The organism is Flavobacteriales bacterium (assembly GCA_016715895.1).
Lineage (GTDB): Bacteria > Bacteroidota > Bacteroidia > Flavobacteriales_F > PHOS-HE28 > PHOS-HE28.
In genome coordinates, this window is record JADJXH010000003.1 from 1074212 (window position 1) to 1094823 (window position 20612).

Annotated in this window: 21 protein-coding genes; 12 read left to right on the plus strand and 9 right to left on the minus strand. The window is 69.3% G+C overall.

Annotation, left to right across the window (positions count from 1 at the left end):
• Window positions 1–107: 107 nt before the first annotated feature.
• Both IPM49_04985 and IPM49_04990 read left to right on the plus strand, forming a co-directional pair.
• Window positions 108–2147 carry a BatA and WFA domain-containing protein gene (locus IPM49_04985; GenBank protein MBK9273881.1) on the plus strand — a complete coding sequence of 680 codons (2040 nt, stop codon included), beginning with the start codon at window positions 108–110 and terminating at the stop codon, window positions 2145–2147.
• A complete protein-coding gene (locus tag IPM49_04990; GenBank protein MBK9273882.1) occupies window positions 2144–3436 on the plus strand; it encodes a dihydroorotase in 1293 nt (430 codons plus the stop codon). Before IPM49_04985 ends, IPM49_04990 begins: the two co-directional genes overlap by 4 nt.
• Here the strand turns inward: IPM49_04990 and IPM49_04995 are convergent.
• From IPM49_04995 to IPM49_05010, 4 genes are all read right to left on the minus strand, one after another.
• Entirely contained in the window at window positions 3433–4008 is a 576-nt protein-coding gene (locus IPM49_04995; GenBank protein ID MBK9273883.1) for a tetratricopeptide repeat protein, read from the minus strand. The two genes, IPM49_04990 and IPM49_04995, sit on opposite strands and share 4 nt — an antisense overlap.
• Window positions 4005–4598, minus strand: a complete 594-nt coding sequence (locus IPM49_05000) for a peptide deformylase (protein ID MBK9273884.1) — start codon at window positions 4596–4598, stop codon at window positions 4005–4007. The genes IPM49_04995 and IPM49_05000 overlap by 4 nt, the downstream gene beginning before the upstream one ends.
• Window positions 4599–4658: 60 nt before the next feature.
• Window positions 4659–5078 carry a Holliday junction resolvase RuvX gene (gene ruvX / locus IPM49_05005; GenBank protein MBK9273885.1) on the minus strand — a complete coding sequence of 140 codons (420 nt, stop codon included), beginning with the start codon at window positions 5076–5078 and terminating at the stop codon, window positions 4659–4661.
• Window positions 5079–5425: 347 nt separating this feature from the next.
• Window positions 5426–5860 (minus strand): four helix bundle protein, encoded by a 435-nt coding sequence (locus IPM49_05010; protein ID MBK9273886.1) that lies wholly within the window; start codon window positions 5858–5860, stop codon window positions 5426–5428.
• A 198-nt stretch (window positions 5861–6058) separates the two neighbouring features.
• Here IPM49_05010 and IPM49_05015 point away from each other — a divergent pair, with 198 nt between their 5' ends.
• The 10 genes from IPM49_05015 to IPM49_05060 all read left to right on the plus strand — a co-directional run bounded on the left by IPM49_05015 (window position 6059) and on the right by IPM49_05060 (window position 15183).
• On the plus strand, window positions 6059–6874 hold the full coding sequence (locus tag IPM49_05015) for a 2,3,4,5-tetrahydropyridine-2,6-dicarboxylate N-succinyltransferase (protein ID MBK9273887.1): 816 nt from the start codon (window positions 6059–6061) through the stop codon (window positions 6872–6874).
• A gap of 3 nt (window positions 6875–6877) precedes the next feature.
• Window positions 6878–8158, plus strand: a complete 1281-nt coding sequence (locus IPM49_05020; GenBank protein MBK9273888.1) for an HlyC/CorC family transporter — start codon at window positions 6878–6880, stop codon at window positions 8156–8158.
• A 68-nt stretch (window positions 8159–8226) separates the two neighbouring features.
• Window positions 8227–9240 carry a glycosyltransferase family 9 protein gene (locus tag IPM49_05025; protein MBK9273889.1) on the plus strand — a complete coding sequence of 338 codons (1014 nt, stop codon included), beginning with the start codon at window positions 8227–8229 and terminating at the stop codon, window positions 9238–9240.
• 109 nt (window positions 9241–9349) lie between these two features.
• Entirely contained in the window at window positions 9350–10543 is a 1194-nt protein-coding gene (locus IPM49_05030) for an ATP-binding protein (GenBank protein MBK9273890.1), read from the plus strand.
• Between the two features lie 449 nt (window positions 10544–10992).
• Window positions 10993–11700 (plus strand): ABC transporter ATP-binding protein, encoded by a 708-nt coding sequence (locus IPM49_05035; protein MBK9273891.1) that lies wholly within the window; start codon window positions 10993–10995, stop codon window positions 11698–11700.
• Window positions 11697–12020 (plus strand): tetratricopeptide repeat protein, encoded by a 324-nt coding sequence (locus IPM49_05040; GenBank protein MBK9273892.1) that lies wholly within the window; start codon window positions 11697–11699, stop codon window positions 12018–12020. Before IPM49_05035 ends, IPM49_05040 begins: the two co-directional genes overlap by 4 nt.
• Window positions 12017–12943, plus strand: a complete 927-nt coding sequence (locus IPM49_05045) for a hypothetical protein (protein ID MBK9273893.1) — start codon at window positions 12017–12019, stop codon at window positions 12941–12943. Before IPM49_05040 ends, IPM49_05045 begins: the two co-directional genes overlap by 4 nt.
• A complete protein-coding gene (locus IPM49_05050) occupies window positions 12940–14211 on the plus strand; it encodes an endonuclease/exonuclease/phosphatase family protein (GenBank protein ID MBK9273894.1) in 1272 nt (423 codons plus the stop codon). The genes IPM49_05045 and IPM49_05050 overlap by 4 nt, the downstream gene beginning before the upstream one ends.
• Entirely contained in the window at window positions 14208–14726 is a 519-nt protein-coding gene (locus tag IPM49_05055) for a DinB family protein (GenBank protein ID MBK9273895.1), read from the plus strand. The genes IPM49_05050 and IPM49_05055 overlap by 4 nt, the downstream gene beginning before the upstream one ends.
• A gap of 1 nt (window position 14727) precedes the next feature.
• Window positions 14728–15183: a DUF962 domain-containing protein gene (locus IPM49_05060; protein MBK9273896.1), complete on the plus strand. Its 456-nt coding sequence runs from the start codon at window positions 14728–14730 to the stop codon at window positions 15181–15183.
• Here the strand turns inward: IPM49_05060 and IPM49_05065 are convergent.
• The 5 genes from IPM49_05065 to IPM49_05085 all read right to left on the minus strand — a co-directional run bounded on the left by IPM49_05065 (window position 15177) and on the right by IPM49_05085 (window position 20596).
• Entirely contained in the window at window positions 15177–16292 is a 1116-nt protein-coding gene (locus IPM49_05065) for a hypothetical protein (protein ID MBK9273897.1), read from the minus strand. The two genes, IPM49_05060 and IPM49_05065, sit on opposite strands and share 7 nt — an antisense overlap.
• Window positions 16289–17761 (minus strand): hypothetical protein, encoded by a 1473-nt coding sequence (locus IPM49_05070; protein ID MBK9273898.1) that lies wholly within the window; start codon window positions 17759–17761, stop codon window positions 16289–16291. The genes IPM49_05065 and IPM49_05070 overlap by 4 nt, the downstream gene beginning before the upstream one ends.
• 99 nt (window positions 17762–17860) lie before the next feature.
• Window positions 17861–19474, minus strand: a complete 1614-nt coding sequence (gene pckA / locus IPM49_05075) for a phosphoenolpyruvate carboxykinase (ATP) (protein MBK9273899.1) — start codon at window positions 19472–19474, stop codon at window positions 17861–17863.
• A 63-nt stretch (window positions 19475–19537) separates the two neighbouring features.
• Complete coding sequence (locus tag IPM49_05080; protein MBK9273900.1) at window positions 19538–19927, minus strand: DUF423 domain-containing protein; 390 nt, start codon at window positions 19925–19927, stop codon at window positions 19538–19540.
• Between the two features lie 69 nt (window positions 19928–19996).
• Window positions 19997–20596, minus strand: coding sequence for a hypothetical protein (locus tag IPM49_05085; protein ID MBK9273901.1), 600 nt, complete (start codon window positions 20594–20596; stop codon window positions 19997–19999).
• Between the last annotated feature and the right edge of the window lie 16 nt (window positions 20597–20612).

The following is a 20612-nucleotide window of genomic DNA, read 5'->3' on the forward strand; positions in this document are numbered from 1 at the left end:
ACCCTGGATCGGACCGGAAGGCTTGACAGCGGCGGCAGGCGCGAAAGGACCGGTCGTGCGGCCCGGGGGCGGGCGGGCGGTCCATCCGCCGCATCTTTGCGCACCGGATGACCTTCCTGAACCCTTCCTTCCTGTGGGCGCTCACCGCCCTGGCCATCCCGGTCCTCATCCACCTGTTCCAACTGCGGCGCTTCAAGCGCATCGACTTCACGCACGTCCGGTTGCTGGAGGAGGTCACCCGTCGCACCCGGAGCATGAAGAAGGTGCGTCACTGGGTCGTGCTCGCGGTGCGGTGCGCCGCCCTCGCCGCCCTGGTCCTGGCCTTCGCCCAGCCGGTGCTCCGCGGGTCGGGCACCGGCGCCGTGGCGGGCCGCCAGGCCGTGAGCGTGTTCGTGGACGACAGCTACAGCATGGACGGCCAGAACGCCGGCGGCCGCCTGCTCGACCAGGCCCGCAAGGCCGCCAGCGAGATCATCGGCGCCCAGGCCGCCACGGACCGGTTCCAGGTGCTCACCAACCGGTACGAAGCGCGGCAGCAGGTGCTGGTGGGCCGCGATGATGCCCTGGAGGCCGTGTCGCGCGTGGAGGCCGGACCCTTCGCCCGGCCCCTGTCCCAGGTGCTCGCCCGCCAGCGCGAGGCCTTGGTGCGGGGCGATGAGCAGGGGCGCCGCAGGATCCTCCTCACCGACCTGCAACGCCATGCGGTGGACCTGGATGAATGGACGAACGACACCCTGATGCCCGTGCTCATCGTGCCCTTCCAACCCGGCGAAGCGGCCGACCTCAGCATCGATTCGGCGTGGTTCGAGGGCCCGGTGCGCCGCGCCGGCCGGCCCGAAGTGTTGCATCTCCGCATCACGAACCACGGCACGGCCGACCTCACCGACATCCCGGTGCGCCTGACCGTGGACGGCACCGTGCGGGCCCTCGGCACCTTCGCCGTCCGTGCGACCTCCGCCGTGGACACCGTGCTCCGCTTCACGCAACTGGGCGCCGGACCGCACTGGGGGGAGCTCGGCATCCAGGACCCGCCCATCGTGTTCGACGATGTGCTGCCCATCGCCTGGACGGTGGTGGACCGCATCCGCGTGCTGCTCATCGGCGGCGCGCTGCCCGACGGCGACAAAGCCCTGCAGGCCGTGTTCCGCAGCGACAGCAGCTACGTGGTCACCGCCGTCGACCTGCGCGCGGTGGAACCGGCCCAGGTGGAGGAGGCCGACCTGGTGGTGCTGAACGGCACCGCCTCCATCCCTGGAGGATTGGCCCAGCAACTGCGCGAGCGCGTGGCCGCCGGGGCTTCCGTGGCCTTGTTCCCGCCCGCGGAGCCGCCGTTGGCGGATCACAACGCCCTGCTCACCGCGCTGGGCGCCGGATCCTTCGGCGCCCGTGACACCACCGCGCTCGCGGTGGACCGCATCGACCTCGACCTGCCCTTCTATCGCGAAGTGTTCACCCACCTGCCGCGCAACGTGGACCTGCCTGCGGTGCGCCTTCGGTATGCCTTGCGCACCCCCCCGGGCACCACCGCCCTTCTTCGCACGGTGGACGGACAGCCGTACCTGGCCCTTTCCTCCTCGGGCGACGGCCGCGTGCTGGTGGGTGCCTCACCCCTCACCGACGCCGGTGGGGGGCTCATCCGCCATGCCTTGTTCGTCACCACCTTGTTGCGCATGGCCGAGACCAGCCGCGGTTCGGGCCCGCTGTACCAGGTGCTGGGGACCGAACAACAGGTTCCGTTGCCGGGCGTGCCGCCCGCCGGCGAGGCCGGGTTCACCCTCTGGGGGCCCGAAGGGCGTTCGTGGGTGGCGGAGACACGCCGCGGTACCAGGGGCACCGAACTGATGCTCGGGGGCGACGACCTGCAGGCCGGGCCGTACGCGGTGACACAAGGCACGGACACCGTGGCCATGCTCGCCCTGGTGAACGACCGGTCAGAGGCCTCGCGTGACCTGATGCCCGTGGAGGAGCTGCGCGAGCAGCTGGCCCAGCGCGGGCTCACCGCGTACCGCGTGCTGGACGCCCCGCAAGTGGGCACCGTGCTAAGTTTGAACGAGGTGGACGGAGGCACCAAGCTGTGGCCGTGGTTCATCGCACTGGTCCTGCTCCTCCTCGCCGTGGAGACCATCCTGATCCGAACGAACCCATGAGCCGACTGCTGCTTCGCCAGGTGCACGTCATCGATCCCGGAGGGCCCGCCCATGGGCAGGATGTGGATGTGCTCGTGGAGGACGGCCGCGTGACCCGCATCGGGCAGCGCTTGGCGAAGGGCGATGCGCAGGAGCTGCGGCGACCCGGCATGCACGCCTCACCCGGATGGATCGACCTGCGGGCCCACTTCCGTGAGCCCGGTGACGAGCCCAAGGAGGGTGTGCTCAACGGACTGGAGGCCGCTGCCGCCGGAGGATTCACCGCCGTCGCGGTGCTGCCCAGCACGCGGCCGGTGATCGACGACAGCAGCCGGGTGGAACACCTGCTGCGCAAGGCCGAGGGCCACCTCGTGCGCCTGATGCCGCTGGGTGCGCTGAGCAAAGGCCTGCTGGGCCAGCAGCTCGCCGAGCTCTACGACATGCACCGGGCCGGCGCGGTGGCCTTCACCGACGACCAGGAGCCGCTGCGCAACCCGAGGCTGCTCCTCCTGGCCCTGCAATACGCCCGTGTCTTCGGCGGCACGGTGATCACCTTTCCGCAGGACCCCGACCTGCTGGGCCAGGGGCAGATGCACGAGGGGCCGTTGAGCGCACGGCTGGGCATGCGCGGCGTGCCTCCGCTGGCCGAACAGGTGCGCCTTTCGCGCGACATCGCCGTGCTGGAGTACGCCGGCTCACGCCTGCATGCCACCACCGTCAGCACGTCCGAAGGCGTGGCCCTGGTGCGGGCGGCCAAGGCGAAAGGGCTGGCGATCACTGCCTCGGTGGCGGCGCACCACCTGCTGCTGGACGATGGCTGCCTGCGCGGCTTCGACACCGTGTACAAGGTGATGCCGCCCCTGCGCGATGCCGCCACCATCGAGGCCCTGCGCGAAGGCGTGAAGGACGGCACCATCGACACGATCGTGAGCGACCACCGTCCGGAGGACATCGAGCACAAGAAGGTGGAGTTCGGACAGGCCGCGTTCGGCATGGGCGGCATCGAGACCGCCTTCGCGGTGGCCAACACCGCCCTGAAGGGCCACATGAGCCTGCGGCGCATCATCGAGCGCTTCACCCACGGCCCGCGCAAGGCGCTCGGGCTGCCGGTGCAGCACGTGGCGGAAGGCACGGCGGCCGACCTCACGCTCTTCGATCCGGAACTGAGCTGGACCTACGAGAAGGCCGGCGCGGTGAGCCGGGCGGACAACTCGCCCTTCTTCGGTCAGCAGCTCACCGGAAGGCCGCTCGGCATCGTGCGGGGCGGGCGGCACCGCTGGAGCCCCGTGCTTCAGGAGGCCGCCGTCTAGGAGGCCTTGCCCGCCGCCGCGTCGATGCTGTCGTTCATGCGGCGGAATCGCTCGATCAGCTCCTCGTCCGTGTACTGCAGGTTCTGGATCATCGCTTTCGCGTCCTGGGCGAAGCGATGGTCCGGGAAGCGGTTGATCACCTCCTCATAGGCCGTCTTGGCCCGGCCCTTCTCCTTCAGGTCGGCGTCGATGGTGAAGGCCCGCAGGTAGTAGGTGTCGGCCAGACGGGCCCACTTCGGATACTCCTTGATGATGCGGTCGTAGAGCTGCACGGCGTCCTGCGGCTGGCCCAGGCCCTTGCTCATGCCCGCGGCGCGGAACAGGTACTCGGGGGCCATGCTGTCCGTGGGGAAGGCCTTCGCGTAGGCCTTGTACACGTCGAGCAGCGCCTGCGCACCCCGCCGGTCGAACACGGTCTTCGCGAAGAGCGTGTCCTCCATGGTCCGGATCCGCGCGCCCATCTCGGGGGCGGGCAACTGCGCGGGGGCGTCGGTGGCGGGTGCGTCGGACGCACCGCCGCCGCAGGCGGTGATCAGCAGGGCCAGCAGGCCGGGGAGCAACAGGGTCCTCATCGGGTGGTCTTCAAGGGGGGGAAGCGCATCTTGTACTTGGCATCGGTGCGCCCGCGCGAGATGTCGCGCAGCCTGCCCTGCAGCAGCTTGCGCCGCAGCGGGGCCAGGTGGTCGGTGAACAGGATGCCGTCCAGGTGGTCGTGCTCGTGCTGGATCACCCGGGCCGCGAAGCCTTCGAAGGTCTCCTCGTGGTCCTTGAAGGCCTCGTCCTGATACTGCAGCACGATCCGCGGCTGGCGCGACACCTCCTCGCGGATGCCGGGGATGCTGAGGCAGCCCTCCTCGAAGGGCCACTCCTCCCCGTCCTCCTCCACGATGTACGGGTTGATGAACACCTTCTTGAAGCCGATCAGGTGTGCGTGCTCGGGATCGGGCGTGCCCTCCTCGTCCTCCGCGAAGGGGGAGGCATCCACGATGAACAAGCGGATGCTGTGGCCCACCTGCGGAGCGGCCAGGCCCACGCCGTTGGCCGCGTACATGGTCTCGAACATGTCCGCGATCAGCTGCTCAAGGCCGGGATGCCCGGGCTCGATGTCCTGGGCCACCTTCTTCAGGACGGGGTCGCCGTAGGCGCGGATGGGAAGGATCATCGGGGCGCGAAAATACGGCGCGTCAACGGGTGGTGCACGCGGCCGGAAGGTCCGCCGCCGTCAGCGTCCGGGGTTCCGGCTCAGCCAATCCTGCAGCAGGATGGTGGCGCTGATCCGGTCCAGCTGCCCCTTGTCGCGCCGGGCCATCCGGCCTTTCCCGCTGGCCAGCAGGGTGCGCTCGGCCAGCACGCTCGTAAATCGCTCGTCCACCTCCTCGACGAAGCAATGCGGGTAGGCCTTGCGCAACGCCTCCACCACAGCGATCGCAGGAGCGGTGCCGTCGGTGGCGCTGCCGCCCAACCCGCGCGGCACCCCCACCACGAAGCCGTCCACCGGTTCCTTCGCGAGGTAGCGTCGCAGGAAAGCCGGCAGTTCGGCCGTGTCCACGGTGTCCAACGCGCTGGCGATGATGCGCACCGGATCGGTGACGGCGATCCCGCAACGCTTCGCTCCTGGATCGATGGCCATCACACGTCCCACGGGGCGAAGTTCGGGAATGAGTGTGGAGCTCCCATGCCTCAAAAGCCCCCCCGCAACAGTGGACAGTGCTCCCCGCAAGCTCACCCTCCCGCAACAGTGGACAGTGCTCCCAGCAAGCTCACCCCCCCCGCAACAGTGGGCAGTTCTCCCCGCAAGCTCACCCTCCCGCAACAGTGGACAGTGCTCCCCACAAGCTCACCCTCCCGCCAACTCACCCTCCCGCAACAGTGGACAGTTCCTCCCGCCAACTCACCCTCCCGCAACAGTGGACAGTTCTCCCCGCAAGCTCACCCTCCCACCACACTGGACAGAACTCCCCGCAAGTCCGGCCAAATCGCGGTGGATCTTCAACCACCAAAGGAGGATGGCGCGAGCATCACCTCGATCCAACTAGCGACGACCAGGAGTCCGCCGAAGCCAGGGAGGTGTCCGAACCGACGGGTAGCCGGGGTCATGTACGCGTACAACAACCGGCCGATCTCCTGACAAAGCCCGAAGGCCCTTTCCACATCCGCCTTGGTCATGTACTCCATCCGCCGGGCATGGTGGAGCATGGATCGCACCTCGTTGCACGAGCCCTTGGCGATGACCAGATACCTGTTGCGATCCGCTTTTGTGGGCCGCCCATGGCCTTCAGCGATGTTGTTCATGATGGACAATGAGGCTCGCAGCAACTGGTCCTTGAACCAGAACCGCTTGCTGTCTCCGAAATGTGTTTCCAGCAGCGCCAACAATTCTCCGGCACGCTGCCAGGCCTTCGATTCTTCGAACGTCGCTGTCATGTCCTTGTGCTTGTATCCGAAAACTAACCCATCGCACGGATCTCAGCTCCATTCAGCGCTTGAACTTGGGTAGGCCCCGAGATCGCGCGCATTGGCCTGGGTCCGCGGACAAGCACTGTGCGCGCCGGCTGGCCTCGCGGGCAGCCACTGTGTGCGTGGGCTGAGTTCGCGGGCAGCCGCTCTCGCCATCTTTGTCCCATGCACGAGATGATCGAACTGGCCTGGAAGGACCGCGACCTGCTGCGCGATGCCGACGTCATGAACCACATCGAGACCGTGATCGAGAAGCTCGACCGCGGCGAAGTGCGCGTGGCCACACCGCCGGCATCCCCCGACGGCGACTGGGTGGTGAACGACTGGGTGAAGAAGGCCGTGATCATGTACTTCCCCATCCGCCAGATGCACACCTTCGAGGTGGGGCCGCTGGAGTTCCACGACAAGATGAAGCTCAAGCACGGCTATGCCCAGCTGGGGGTGCGCGTGGTGCCCCATGCCATCGCCCGCTACGGCGCCTTTCTGGCGCGGGGCGTGATCATGATGCCGAGCTACGTCAACATCGGCGCCTACGTGGACAGCGACACCATGGTGGACACCTGGGCCACGGTGGGCAGCTGCGCGCAGATCGGCAAGGGCGTGCACCTGAGCGGCGGCGTGGGCATCGGAGGCGTGCTGGAGCCCGTACAGGCCGCCCCGGTGATCATCGAGGACGGCTGCTTCATCGGCTCGCGCGCCATCGTGGTGGAAGGGGTGCGCGTGGGGCGCGAGGCCGTGCTCGGCGCCAACGTGGTGCTCACCGCCAGCACCCGCATCATCGACATCACCGGTCCGGAGCCCAGGGAGGTGCGCGGGGTCGTACCGCCCCGCTCCGTGGTGATCCCCGGCACCGTGCCGAAGCGCTTCCCCGCCGGTGAATACGGCGTGCCCTGCGCGCTCATCATCGGCCAGCGCAAGGAGAGCACCGACAGGAAGACCAGCTTGAACGAGGCCCTGCGGGAGCACAACGTGGCCGTGTAGCCCATGGAGCTCCTGGTCATCCTGCTGCTCACCCTGCTCAACGGCTTCTTCTCGCTGAGCGAGATCGCGCTCGTGAGCCTGAAGCCCGCGCGCATCCAGGCGATGGTGGACCAGGGCGACCGGCGCGGGCGCACCATCCAGCGGCTGCTGGCCGACCCCGAGGGCTTCCTCAGCTCCGTGCAGGTGGGCATCACCCTCATCGGCATCATCGCCGGCGCCTACGGCGGGGCGGCCCTCACCGACGACCTGGAGGCCGTGCTGAAGGGCTGGCCCTCCCTGGCGCCCTACGCGCACAACACCGCCTTCGCCGTGGTCATCGGCGGCATCACCTACTTCACCATCGTGGTGGGCGAGCTGGTGCCCAAGTCCATCGCCCTCAGCGCCCCCGAGCCCATCGCCCGCTTCGCCGCGCCCATCATCCGCGTGTTCACCCTGGCCACCTACCCCATCGTGAAGCTGCTTTCGTGGTCCACCACCCTGCTGATGAAGCTGGTGCCCGTGCGCGAGGACCGCTCGGACCAGCTGAGCGAGGAGGAGCTGCGCGCCATCATCCGCACCGCCAACGTGCAGGGCGTGCTGGACCAGGCCGAGAGCGAGGCCCACCAGAACCTCTTCCGCTTCAGTGCCCACCGCGCCCGCACCCTGATGACGCACCGCGGCCAGGTGGAATGGATCGACAGCACACGGCCGCTGCGCGACATCGTGGAACAGGTGCGCCACAGCCTGCGCTCCAAGTTCCCCGTGTGCCGCGGCACGGTGGACGAGATCGAAGGCACCCTCAGCGCCCGCGACCTGCTCGAGCACGAGGACAGCCCCGGCTTCACCCTGCGCCAGGTGGTGGTGCCCCCCATCATCGTGCCCGAGAGCGCCGAGGCCTTCGACATCCTCAAGCGCTTCAAGAAGAGCAAGCAGTACATCGCGCTGGTGGTGGACGAGCACGGCCAGTTCGAGGGCGTGGTGACGCTGCACGACCTCACCGAGGCCATCGTGGGCGACCTGCCCGACGAGGACGAGGAGCACCCCGGACACATGGTGCAGCGCGCCGATGGCAGCTGGCTGGTGGACGGGCAGGTGCTCATCGGCGACCTCAACCAGCGCGTGGGCCGCACCCTGATGGACGAGGAGGAGACCAGCTACGCCACCGTCGCGGGCTTCTTCCTGGGCCGGCTGGAGCGCATCCCCGTGGCCGGCGACCGCATCGAGGCCGGCGAGTTCACCGGCGAGGTGGTGGACATGGACGGCAACCGCATCGACAAGGTGCTCATCCATCCCAAGGCCCGGTGAAGCGCTTCCTCGTCATCCAGACCGCCTTCCTCGGCGATGCCGTGCTGGTGACGAGCCTCCTGGAGAAGCTGCATGCCCACCACCCCGACGCCGCCATCGACCTGGTGGTGCGCTCCGGCAACGAAGGGCTGTTCGACGGGCACCCCTTCCTGCACCGGCTCCACGTGTGGGACAAGCGCACCCACAAGACCAGGAACCTCCTCGCCCTCATCCGCGCGCTGCGGCGGACCAGCTACGACCACATCATCAACGCCCAGCGCTTCCTCAGCACCGGCCTCATCACCGTGCTGGCGCGGGGCAGGGAGACGGTGGGCTACGACAAGAACCCCTTGAGCCGCTTCTTCACCCGCACGGTGAAGCACGTGATCGGCGACGGGCGGCATGAAGTGGACCGCCTGAACGCGCTGATCGAACACCTCACCGACGGCACACGCCCCTTGCCCCGCCTCTACCCCACGCCGAATGCGCGGGAGGAAGCCCGTGCTCACCTGTCCACATGGGCACGACCTGTCCCGCTCCAGCGGGATGGGCACACGAGCACACGGTCACATGAGCACATGAGCACATGGCCACATGAGCACATGAGCACATGGCCACATGAGCACATGGCCTACGTCTGCATCGCGCCCGCCTCGGTGTGGTCCACCAAGCAATGGCCCGAGCACAAGTGGATCGAGCTGGTGCAGGCGATCCCCATGGACCGTCAGGTGTTCATCATCGGAGCGCCGGGTGATACGGCCTTGGCCCAGCGCATCATCGCCGCCAGTGGCCGAGGCGTGGACCTCACCAGGGAACTGGGCCTGCTGCAGAGCGCGGCGCTGATGGAGGGTGCCACCATGAACTACGTGAACGACAGCGCACCGCTGCACATCGCCAGCGCCATGAACGCCCCGGTTACGGCCGTCTTCTGCAGCACGGTACCCGCCTTCGGCTTCGGGCCGCTGCGCGCCAACGGCCGCGCGGTGGAGACGACGGAGGAACTGGATTGCCGTCCCTGCGGCCTGCACGGCCACAGCGCCTGCCCGAAGGGGCATTTCCGGTGCGCGGAGGGGATCGGGGTGGAACGGGTACTGGCCCCGTGAACGAGCGATCCCGTGCGGCGCGTCTGCGCCACCTGGAGACCGACAGCTGCGTCGCTCTCATTTGTTTTACTCAGTTCATTGAGTAATTTTACTCAGCACATTGAGTAAAATGAACTACCAACGTCCCCAGCTCCGCCACCTGACCAAGCGCCTGAGCGGCCCCCGCCGTCACATCCAGGTGGTGAGCGGACCGCGCCAGGTGGGCAAGAGCACCCTGGTGGCCCAGGCCCTGGCCCTGCTGGGCACACCCGCCATCAGCGTGAGCGCGGACGACCCCGAGGCGCAGCACCCCGCCTGGCTGGCGCGGCAGTGGGACCGTGCGCGGGCGCTGACGACGGGCACCCGGCGGCGCGGGGCGCTGCTGGTGCTGGACGAGGTGCAGAAGATCCCACGCTGGAGCGAGCTGGTGAAGGCCCGATGGGACGAGGACACCCGATCGGGCACCCCTGTGAAGGTGGTCCTTTTGGGCTCCTCGCCCCTGTTGATGCAGCAAGGCCTCACCGAGAGCCTCGCCGGCCGTTTCGAGGTGCTGCGGATGCAACAATGGTCCTACTCCGAAATGCGCGAAGCCTTCGGCTGGGACCTCGACCGCTATCTGGTGCACGGCGGGTATCCGGGTGCGGCCACCTTGGTGCGGCAACCCGGGCGATGGCGGATGTACGTGCGCGACGCGCTGATCGAAACCAGCATCGCCCGGGATGTGCTGCAGATGACCCGGGTGGACAAGCCGGCGCTGCTGAGGCGTGTGTTCGAGCTGGGCTCGGCGTACAGCGGCCAGGAGCTGAGCTGGACGAAAATGCTCGGGCAGTTGCAGGACGCCGGTAACACCACCACCCTGGCCTGGTATGGCGAGCTCCTCAGCCAGGCCGGGCTGCTCACTCCGCTGCAGAAGGTGGCCGGCCAGCGCGCGCGGCAACGCGCCAGCAGCCCCAAATGGCTGGTGCACGACACCGCCTTCCTCACCGCCCCGGCCGGCCTCACGCCCGCGCAATACCGCAGCGACCCCGCACGCTGGGGACGCCTGGTGGAGAGCGCCGTGGGTGCGCACGTGCTGCATGGGGCCCTGGACGAAGGCTACGAGGTCCATTATTGGCGGGAGGGTGATCGGGAAGTGGACCTCGTGGTGCGGCGAGGTGGCAGGCTCACGGCCATCGAGGTCAAGAGCGGCCGCCCGCGGGAACGACGCTCCGGACTGAACGCCTTCCACGATGCGTTCCACCCGGCCCGGACCCTCCTCATCGGCCCGGGCGAGCTTGAACTGGAGACCTTCCTCGCCCACCCCGCTTCGGCCGTGCTGGCCTGAGCACATCCACCGGCCACCGGGCCTGCCCGAAGGGGCATTTCCGCTGCGCGGAGGGGACCGGGGTGGAGCAGGTGCTGGACCCGTGACCGGGCCACTGGCCTTCGCCACCCACGGTTTGGAGAAGCGCACCGAACAGCGCTACCTTCAGGCCCTGTTGGGGCCTAGCTCCAGCACAGACGAAGATCCCGGAGCACAAGAGGCGCAACGCCATGAGCATGATCCGCAGCATCTCGATGAACTGGAGGAGGCACCATGACATTGCGCACTATCACCCGCATCGGAACGATATACGCAATAGCACCCTCCTTTCAAGTCCAGAAATTGACGCAATGCGGCAATGATCAGTTGAACGCCATCGCGCCCAAAGCGGCGCGCCAGCGTCCAACGCCGAATGACCACCGCGGATAGGCCGCACGCGCCGTGCACCCGTAGTTTCGCGGTCCGCCGCCGTGCCTGCCCTGCTCACCGTCCACGACCTGCACTTCGCCCACGACGGGCGGGCCATCCTGCATGGGGTGGGGCTGGAGCTGGCCGCGGGCGAGGTGCTGGTGGTGGTGGGGCCCAGCGGTTGCGGCAAGACCACCTTGCTGCGGCTCATCGCCGGGCTGGAGCGTCCCGCCGCCGGCCGCATCACCGTGCAGGGGCGCGTCCTGAGCGGCGGCGTTGCGTGGGTGCCGCCGGAGGAACGGCCGGTGGGTTTCGTCTTCCAGGGGCTGGCCCTCTTCCCCCACCTCACCGTGCGCGGCAATGTGGGCTTCGGCCTGGCCGACCGTCCCCGCGCCGAGCGCGAGCGCCGCGTGCAGGAGGAGCTGGCGGCCGTGGGGCTGGAGGGCCTGGGCGACCGCTACCCGCACCAGCTGAGCGGCGGGCAGCAGCAGCGCGTGGCCATCGCCCGCAGCCTGGTGCGGCGCCCCGCCCTGATGCTGATGGATGAGCCCTTCAGCGACCTGGACCCCGGCACCCGGGCGGCGGTTCGGCAGGAGGTGCTGCGCATCCTGCGCGACCACGGCACCGGCGCGGTGGTGGTGACGCACGACCGCGAGGACGCCTTCCACCTGGCCGACCGCATCGCCGAAATGGACCAGGGCCGCATCGTGCGCATCGGGGCGGCGGCCGAGCTGCGCGCCGCATGGAGCGCCCATCCCTTCGCGCCATGAGCACCGACCGGCTGACGCAGCTGCGCGCCCTGCTGGCCGAGGAGCCGGGCGACCTCTTCCTGCGCTACGCCATCGCCCTGGAGCTGAAGCGGCTGGGCGACACCGGCGGGGCCATCGACGACCTGGAGCAGCTCGTGCGCGATGCGCCGCACCACATCGCCACCTACTACCAGCTGGCCCTGCTGCTGGCCGAGGTGGGCCGTGCGCACGACGCCCTGCACGTGTGCGATGTGGGCCTGCTGCAGTGCACCGTGGCCGGCGACCGCAAGGCCCGCGCCGAGCTGCAGGAGCTGCGCCACGCCATCGCCGACGAGGCATGAGGCGCCGCGCCACCCTTATCCTGCTCACCGCGACCGCGCTGCTGGGCGTGCTGCTCACCGTGGCGCCGTGGCTGGCCCTCACCGCGCCGGTGGGCGCGCCGGCCCTGGTGGTGGAAGGCTGGATCCCGAACGACCGCCTGTCCGATGTGCTCCGGCTGGCGCAGGCCCGCGGGGCGCGCCAGGTCTTCGTCACCGGCGGCGAGCGGCCCCTGGCGCGTTACCTCCACCGCGGTGACACCCTGGTGATCGACGGCGAGCCGCTGGCCGGGCCCTGGCGGATGCAACTTGCCGGGCTGCCCGGCGTGCGCTGGCAGCTGCTGGGCGACACCCTTCCGCTGCGCGAAGGCCGCGCCGATGGCCGCCTGCGCACCGAGGAGGTGACCGTGGGTCCGGGGGTGCGCCAGCTGCGGCTGGTGAGCCGCGCGGCCGTGGCGCCGGGCGACACCACGGCCCTGCTCTTCGTGCAGACCCTCCGGCTCAACGGCGAAGGGCTGGCCGCCACGGGCCACGCGGTGCGGGTGCACGGGCCTCACGGCGCGCGGACGGCCTGCGCACTGACCTGGGCCGAAGAGCGGGCGCTGCGGCTGGTGGCCTTGGGGATGCCGGAGGCGCAGGTGCTGGCGGTGCCGGGGCTGCCCGATGCGCGGGGTCGAACGGTGTCGGCGGCGCAGGCCATGGCGGCGCAGGCGCGGTGGCTGGGGCTGGGCGCCTACGACGTGGTGAGCCTCGGCGTGCACGCCCGCCGCACGCGCCACGCCCATGCCCGGGCCAACGGCGACGCGGTGCTCGTGGGCGTGATCGCGCTGCCCGATCCGCGGGTGCCGCCGCGCACCTGGTGGCTGCGACCGGCGGCCTGGCCGCTGGTGGCCAAGGAAGTGGCCGGGCTGCTGCGCGATGCCGTGGCGGGTACCTTTGGGACGTGACCACCGCCCCCTTCCGCGCCCTCCTCCTCTTCGCCCTGTGGAGCCTGCCCTGCACCGGGCCGGTGCTGGCGCAGACCACCCTGCGGGTGATGAGCTACAACCTGCTGGCCTTCCCCGAACCGGTGCCGGCCGGGCGGCAGGACACCCTGGCCCGCATCGTGGACCATGTGCGGCCCGATCTGCTGCTGGCCCAGGAGATCGAAACGCTCGCCGGGGCCAACCTGGTGCTGAACGACGCGCTGAACACCAACGGCGTCACCCGCTTCAGCCGCGCCGATTGGGTGCCGCAGATCAGCGACCCGGGCAGCACGGTGAAGCTGCAGCAGCTGCTGTACTACGACCACGAGCGCTTCACCCTGGCCGGGCAACAGACCCTGACGACGGCGGTGCGTGACATCAACGTGTACACGCTGTACGTGAACGACGTGGACCTGCCCCAGTCGCAGGACACCACCTGGATCACGGTCTATGTGGCCCACCTGAAGGCCAGCACCGGCGTGGTGAACGAGTTCGCCCGCCAGCAGATGGCGCAGGTGCTGATGGACCACCTGAACAGCCTGCCGCCGGGCCGCAACGTGATCGTGGGCGGCGACATGAACATCTACGCCGCCGACGAAGGGGCCTACACGACCTTCATGACGACAGGGGTGGGCAACCCGCTGGACGACCCCCTTACGCTGCCGATCAGCTGGAACGGCAACTCGGCGATGACCCAGCACCACACGCAGAGCACGCGCACCAACACGCTGTACGGCGAGGGTGCCGGCGGAGGGCTGGACGACCGCTTCGACATGATCCTGCTGAGCCAGACGGCGATGAACGGCGGCGACCGGCTGAGCTACGTCGCCGGCAGCTGCCGTCCGGTGGGCAACTCGGGCACCTGCTTCAACGACAACATCACCGATTGCAGCACGGGCCAGACACCGTTCGCGGTGCTGCGGGCGCTGTACTACATGAGCGACCACCTGCCGGTGATCCTGGACCTGAGCTTCGATGGCGTGGTGGCCGGCGGTCCCGCGCTGGAGGCGCCCTCCCCGGTGGCGCTGCGCCATGCCGCGGACGGCACGCTGCTGCTGGACGCCGAACGTCCGGGCACGGGCGTGCTGGAGCGCTGGGACGCGCAGGGCCGCCTGCTCGAGCGGCGCACGGTCCGCTTCGCCGAAGGCACCACCACCTGGCCTGCCGAACGCCCCGCGCCCGGCCTCCAGGTGGCGGTGCTGCATCTGGAAGGCACGATCATCCGCCACCCCTACATCCTTGCGCCATGAGCACCGAGCGACCCTTGATGGAGGAGATCCCCGCGTTCTACCGCGGCTACGTGCAGGAAGCGCCCGGCGCGGACGTGTGCGAAGCGCTGGTGCACGCCGCCGAGGCCGTGCGGGCCGCCTTCAGCGCGGTCCCGGAAGCGCGCGGCGACCACCGGTACGCGCCCGGCAAGTGGACGGTGAAGGAGGTGCTGCTGCACCTGATCGATGCGGAGCGCGTGTTCGCCTACCGGGCCTTGCGGTTCGCACGCCGCGATGCTACGCCGCTGCCTGGCTTCGACGAGGACGCATGGGTGCCGGCCGCCCGGGCCGACCGTCGCACGCTGGCCGGGCTGCTGGCCGAGCACGGCGCGGTGCATGCGGCCACCCTGGCGCTGTTCCGCAGCTTCGAGCCCGAGGACCTGCTGCAGCGCGGCACCGCGAACGGGAACCCCATCAGCGTGCGGGCCATCGGCTGGGCCACGGCCGGGCACGCGCTGCACCATGTGGCGGTGCTGCGGGAGCGCTACCTTGGTTGACATGCGGAGCATCCACGACTGGTTCGCGGCGTATGGCGAGAGCCATCGCGACCCCACCAACAAGGCGTTGCACTGGGTGTGCATCCCGGTGATCTTCCTGAGCATCGTGGGGCTGCTGTGGAGCATCCCCTCCCCCGTGGCCACGCCGCATGTGTGGGCGTGGACGGCGGTGGCGGCCGTGGCGGTGTTCTATGCGCGGCTCAGCAAGCCGATGATGCTGGCCATGGTGGCCTGGTGCCTGCTGTGCTGCGGGCTGGTGCTGCTGATGGAGCGCTGGCTGCCGCTGCCGCTCTGGGCCACCTGCCTGGGCCTGTTCGCCGGCGGATGGATCGGCCAGTTCATCGGCCACCACATCGAAGGCAAAAAGCCGAGCTTCTTCCAGGACCTGCAGTTCCTGCTGATCGGCCCGGCCTGGCTGATGGGTGACCTGTTCCGGCGGGCGGGCCTGCGCTACTGAGGCAGGCGGCGGAAGTAGGCGGGCCGGTGGTCCGGGAGCTCCCCGGAAACGAACAAGGCCCGCAGGTCGTTCAGCAGCACATCGGGTTCCAGCATGGCCCTTCCGAAGAGGTCGGCCTCGGCGCTGTTGGCCACGAACACGGTACCCGACCGGAAGGCCGGTGTGTTCAGCATGCGGGCATCCACGCCGGGCAGGTCGGCCGCCGTGCGCAGTGCGGGCACCTCGGCCAGCACACCCCAGTGGGTGCAGGTATGCGCATCGGCCATCACCACCTCCAGCGGCAGGTCGATGTTGCCTCCGGCGATGCGGTCCGCGTAGCGGTAGCGCCCGCCGGCGTCGACCACCAGGCGCGCCATGAGGCTGTTGCCCGCCGGCACGCTCCACACCCCACGCCAGGCGCTGCCGATGAAGACGAGCGGCGCGTCGGGGCCGGCCGTGCGCACCGCCCCCCGGTAACGGGCGGCGATGGCGGCATAGAGACTGTCGGCGGTGGCCACGGTGCCGGTGAGCACGCCGAAGAAGCGCAGCCATTCCGCACGGCCGAGCGGATGCGGCTCCAGGTATTCGCAGACGGGTACCGCCACATGCTGTGGCGGCAACCGGTCCACACCGCCGCCGAAGGGGTGGTGAAGCACCAGCGCGGGATCAAGGGCGGTGAGCTGTTCCAGGCGCGTCCCCTCCCCCTCCGCCAGGCCTGCCGCAGCGCCTGCGGCCAGCGCCGCACGCATCGTGCTGTCGCGTTGCCGGTCGGGCCAGGCACAGGCGGACACACGCGGCACGGCGTGCAACGCGGCGATGTAGGCGGTGTGCGTGGTGCTCAGCAGCACCAGGTCCCGGTCGCCGGGCCGCAGGGTCGCCCATGCGCCGCCGCAGGGTCCGGCCGGTGCGGGATCGGCCGTGGTGATCAGCAGGCGGGCCAGGGTGTCGGCGGACGGCCCCAGGACCAGCAGGGCTTCGCCATCCGGGCCATGCCAGCTTCGGAAGTGGGCGGCGGCCTCGTTGGGGCGTTCGGTCCAAGACGCGGCCGGAGCCTGATCGAGGTCGGGCGCGACCGCCGGAGCGCAGGCGACGAGCAGGGCCAGGGCGCCGGTGGCTGCGAGGGGCCTCACTGCAGTTCGATGATCATCTCCATGAGCGCATCGCGCAGCAGGTCGCGGCCGGTGGCCAGGGCGCGGGCGTCCACCGCGAAGGCGTGGTCGGGCAGTTCGCCGCGATCGAGCGGGCCGCGGGGCGTGCCCTCGTACACGTAGCGGATGAGGGGAATGTGGAAGACGAGGCCGGTGTTGGGTGCGCGCAGGCGCAGGACACGACCGCCGCAGCTGCTGAGGCTGTTGGTGCCCACCTCCTCGCCCACGATGCTGGCCCTTCCCGCACGGCGGGCCATCATCACCAGGGCGGCCGCGGCCTCCCGCGTGAGGGCATCGCACACCACGTACACCTTGCCATCGAAGGCGTTGGGGCGCGGTTCCAGGAGCTCCAATCGGGGGTCATCGGGGCGCAGGTGATAGCGGCCGTGGTCGCCGGGCAGGTAATGGGCGCCCACGGTGGCGAAGAACTCCGGCAGGGGTTCGCACAGGCCATAGTGCTTCGGCGGACCGGTGAGGCGCACGGTCATGTCCTGCACCACGCGATAGGGCTTCAAGGCGTACACGGAGTGCGCGAGCTCGGCCAGGGCCAGTTCACCGCCGGCGGCCCCGCGCACATCGATCACCAGCACGCGGGAGCGGTTCCGTTTGAGGTCGCGCCGCAAGTCCTCCACGAAGCGTTCGGGCCGGATGCCCGCGTTCAGCAGGGTGTCCGTGTGGAAGCTGCGGAGGGAGAGCCAGGTGGTGTGGTGGTCGGCGTGGTGGGCCGCGCTCCAGGGCAGCAGAGGGCCGTTCTCCGGTCGTACCGAACGGCGGACCTCCTCGCCCGTGAGGCCCATCACCTGTTCGGTGCGGGCGCGGCCGCTGGGCGGTTCGAAGGTGATGGTGAATGTGGGCGAACGGTCCAGGTGGCGGTACAGCAGGTAGGGCAGGTCGCGCTCCACCTGCCGCACGCGGAAGAGGGAGTCGTTCGCATCGGAGAGGGCCCTGTCGGCCAGCGTGTCCAGGATGCCCGCGGCCGAACGGCCGTTGACGGAGACGATGCGGCTTCCGGAGGGGATGGAGCGGAAGCCCTTGAGCTCCTCCTCCACGAAGAGGCCCGGGCCCACGGCGCGCACGGCGAGGGGCAGCAGCGGCACCTGTTCACGGAGCACGCGCTCGACGGTGGTGGGCAGGTCCACGCGGGTGTGCGCATCGCCGATGAGCTGCAGCACGGGGGTGATCAGGTCGGCCACCTCGGCGGCGGTGAGGGGGACGCGCGCACGAGCGATGGCCTCGTCGATGGCGCGGTCCAGCGCGGCCTTGGTCACGTGCCGGTAGGGATCGGCGTGGGCCTCGTGCAGGGTGCTGCGCCAGAGCTCCAGGTCCGCCGCCACCCGCTCCGGGTAGTGGCGTTCGCCCTCCAGCGGGTCAAGGGCCTGTGCCCGTGCCTCCGGCGGGGCCAGCCCGAGGGTGAGGAAGGACAGCCCGGCGGCCAGCTTGCGGAGGGTCATGCGGAACGGGCTGCGAATTTAGGGCCATGGCCCGCCGGCCGTGAATGACATGGCCCCGGCGCTGGGGCCGGGGCCATGATGCGATCGGTCGTTGTCACCTCAGGCCTTCACCGTGGAGCGGGGCGCGGCGGCGAGCACCTCGGGCTCCACCCCGTCCTTGTACTTGGCGAAATTGTCGTTGAACGCCTTGGCCAGGCGCTCGGCCTGCTGGTCGTAGGCGGCCTTGTCCTTCCAGGTGCTGCGGGGGTCGAGGATGCCATCGGGCACATGCGGGCAGGTGGCCGGGAAGCTCACGCCGAACACGGGATGCTGGTGGTAGTCCACGCCGTCGAGCTCACCACGCAGGGCGGCGGTGATCATGGCGCGGGTGTACTTGAGCTTCATGCGTTCGCCGGTGCCGTAGGCGCCACCGCTCCAGCCGGTGTTCACCAGCCAGATGCGCACGTCGTGCTGGCGCAGCTTCTCGCCCAGCATGGCGGCGTACTTGCCGGGGTGCAGGGCCAGGAAGGGCGCGCCGAAGCAGGCGCTGAAGACGGTCTTGGGCTCGGTGACCCCGGCCTCGGTGCCGGCCACCTTGGCGGTGTAGCCGCTGATGAACCAGTACATGGCCTGCTGCGGCGTGAGGCGGCTGATGGGGGGCAGCACACCGTAGGCATCGCAGGTGAGGAAGAAGATGTTCTTCGGATGGGCGCCCATGCTGGGCACCGCGATGTTGTCGATGTGGTGGATGGGGTAGCTGACGCGCGTGTTCTCGGTCTTGGTGCCGTCGCTGAAGTCCACCTTGGTGGTGCCCTCGTGGAAGACGATGTTCTCCAGCAGGGCACCGAACTTGATGGCGTTCCAGATCTGGGGCTCCTTCTCGGCGCTGAGGTCGATGCACTTGGCGTAGCAGCCGCCCTCGAAGTTGAACACGCCGGAATCGCTCCAGCCATGCTCATCGTCGCCGATCAGGCGGCGGTCCGGGTCGGCGCTGAGCGTCGTCTTGCCCGTGCCGCTGAGGCCGAAGAACACGGCCGTGTCGCCGTCCTTGCCAATGTTGGCGCTGCAATGCATGCTGAGCACACCGCGCTCCTGGGGCAGCACGTAGTTCAGCACGGTGAAGATGCCCTTCTTGATCTCGCCGGTGTAGCCCGTGCCCCCGATGATGATCATCTTCCGGCTGTAGTTGATGATGGCGAAGTTGTGCTGGCGGGTGCCGTCCTTGGCCGGGTCGGCGGTGAAGCCGGGCACGCAGACCACGTGCCACTCGGGGGTGAAGTCCTCGAGCTCGGCGGCCGAGGGGCGGATGAACATGTTGCCGGCGAAGAGGGCGCTCCAGGGATACTCGGCCACCACGCGCACGTTGAGGCGGTATTCGGGGTCGGCGCAGGCGGTGGCGTCCTTGATGTACACATCGCGGTTCATCAGGTAGGCGCACATCTTCTCGTAGAGGGCGTCGAACTTGGCCTCATCGAAGGCGATGTTGACGTCGCCCCACCACACGGTGTCCTGCGTCTTGGCGTCCTTCACGCAGAACTTGTCCTTGGGGCTTCGTCCGGTGAACTCACCGGTATCGATGGCCAGGGCGCCGCTGTCCGCGAACACGCCTTGACCGTTGACGATGGTGTGCTCGATCAGCTCGGCGGGTTCGAGGTTCCAGTAGGCGTCGCCCACAAGGCCCAGGCCGATGGAGGAGAGGTCCGCGTTCTTCGGTCGCTTGCCGAACTCGTTCATGTCCGTTGGGTTGGAATAGGGCGGCAAAGGTAGAGGAAGGCCGGGTGGGCGGGCCAACATCCGTCAGTGTCCGCGACGGGCGCCCACCAGCAGCAGCCCCCACCCGGCGATGAGGCAGAGGCCCCCGAGGGGCGTCACCGGTCCGAGGACCGGTGTAAGGCCTTGGGTGCCAAGCAGGTCGCGGGTGGCCAGCAGGTAGAGGGAGCCGGAGAAGGCCACCACGCCGGCCAGGAGCAGCCCGCCGGCCAGGCGGAGCGGACGCTCGGGGATCCGGCCGTGCAGGGCGGCGAGCAGCAGGAGGCCCAGGCCGTGGTAGAACTGGTATTCCACCCCGGTGCGCCATTGCGCGAGCGCGTCGGGGGACAGCATGCTCTTCAATCCATGGGCGCCGAAGGCGCCGAGGGCCACGGCGATGGCGAGCACGGCGGCCCCGGCGGTCAATAGACGATGCATGGGGCAAAGGTGGGCCGAAAAGCAAAGCCCCCCGGGGTCACCGGGGGGCTCGCGGGATCGATCGGGGGATCAGCGCTCGTTCTTGAGCTTCTCCATCTCCTTGTCGAAGGTCTCCTTGAACTTCTCGTAGTCGTAGTCGATGCGCAGGCGCTCGTCCTGGCTGAGGCGCTCATTGTACTCGCTCAGGAGGTCCTGGGCGCTGAGCTCGATGGCGAGGTAGCTCTTGTAGGTGTTCTGCGGGGTCTTGGTGAGCTTTTCGCAGATGGTGCGGGTGCCGCTGAGGCGCTGGTCGGTGACCTCGCGGGTGAGGCCCTCGAAGCGCTCGGCGATCTCCTCCTTGTTGTTGAGCTCGCGGCTGTTCACGTAGTTGTCGACGACGCGCTTGACGGCGGTGTTGATGTCGGCGGCGAGCTGACCGCGGGCGGCGTTGAGGGCCTTGCTCTTGGCGGTCTGCTGGTCCATGCTCTCCCCCACCGCGTTGGCGCGGAAGAACTCCTTGTTGGTGAAGTACTCGGGGCCGGAGCAGAGCACCACCACCTCCACCTCGTTGGGAGGCGGCTGGGTGTTGTTCTCGGCGATCTTCTTCTTGGGCTTGCAGGAGGCCATGCCGGCGGCCAGCAGGGCGGCCGACAGCACAAGGGTGGCGGGGCGGAGGGTCGGAGTGCTCATGGTCGTCGACGTGGTT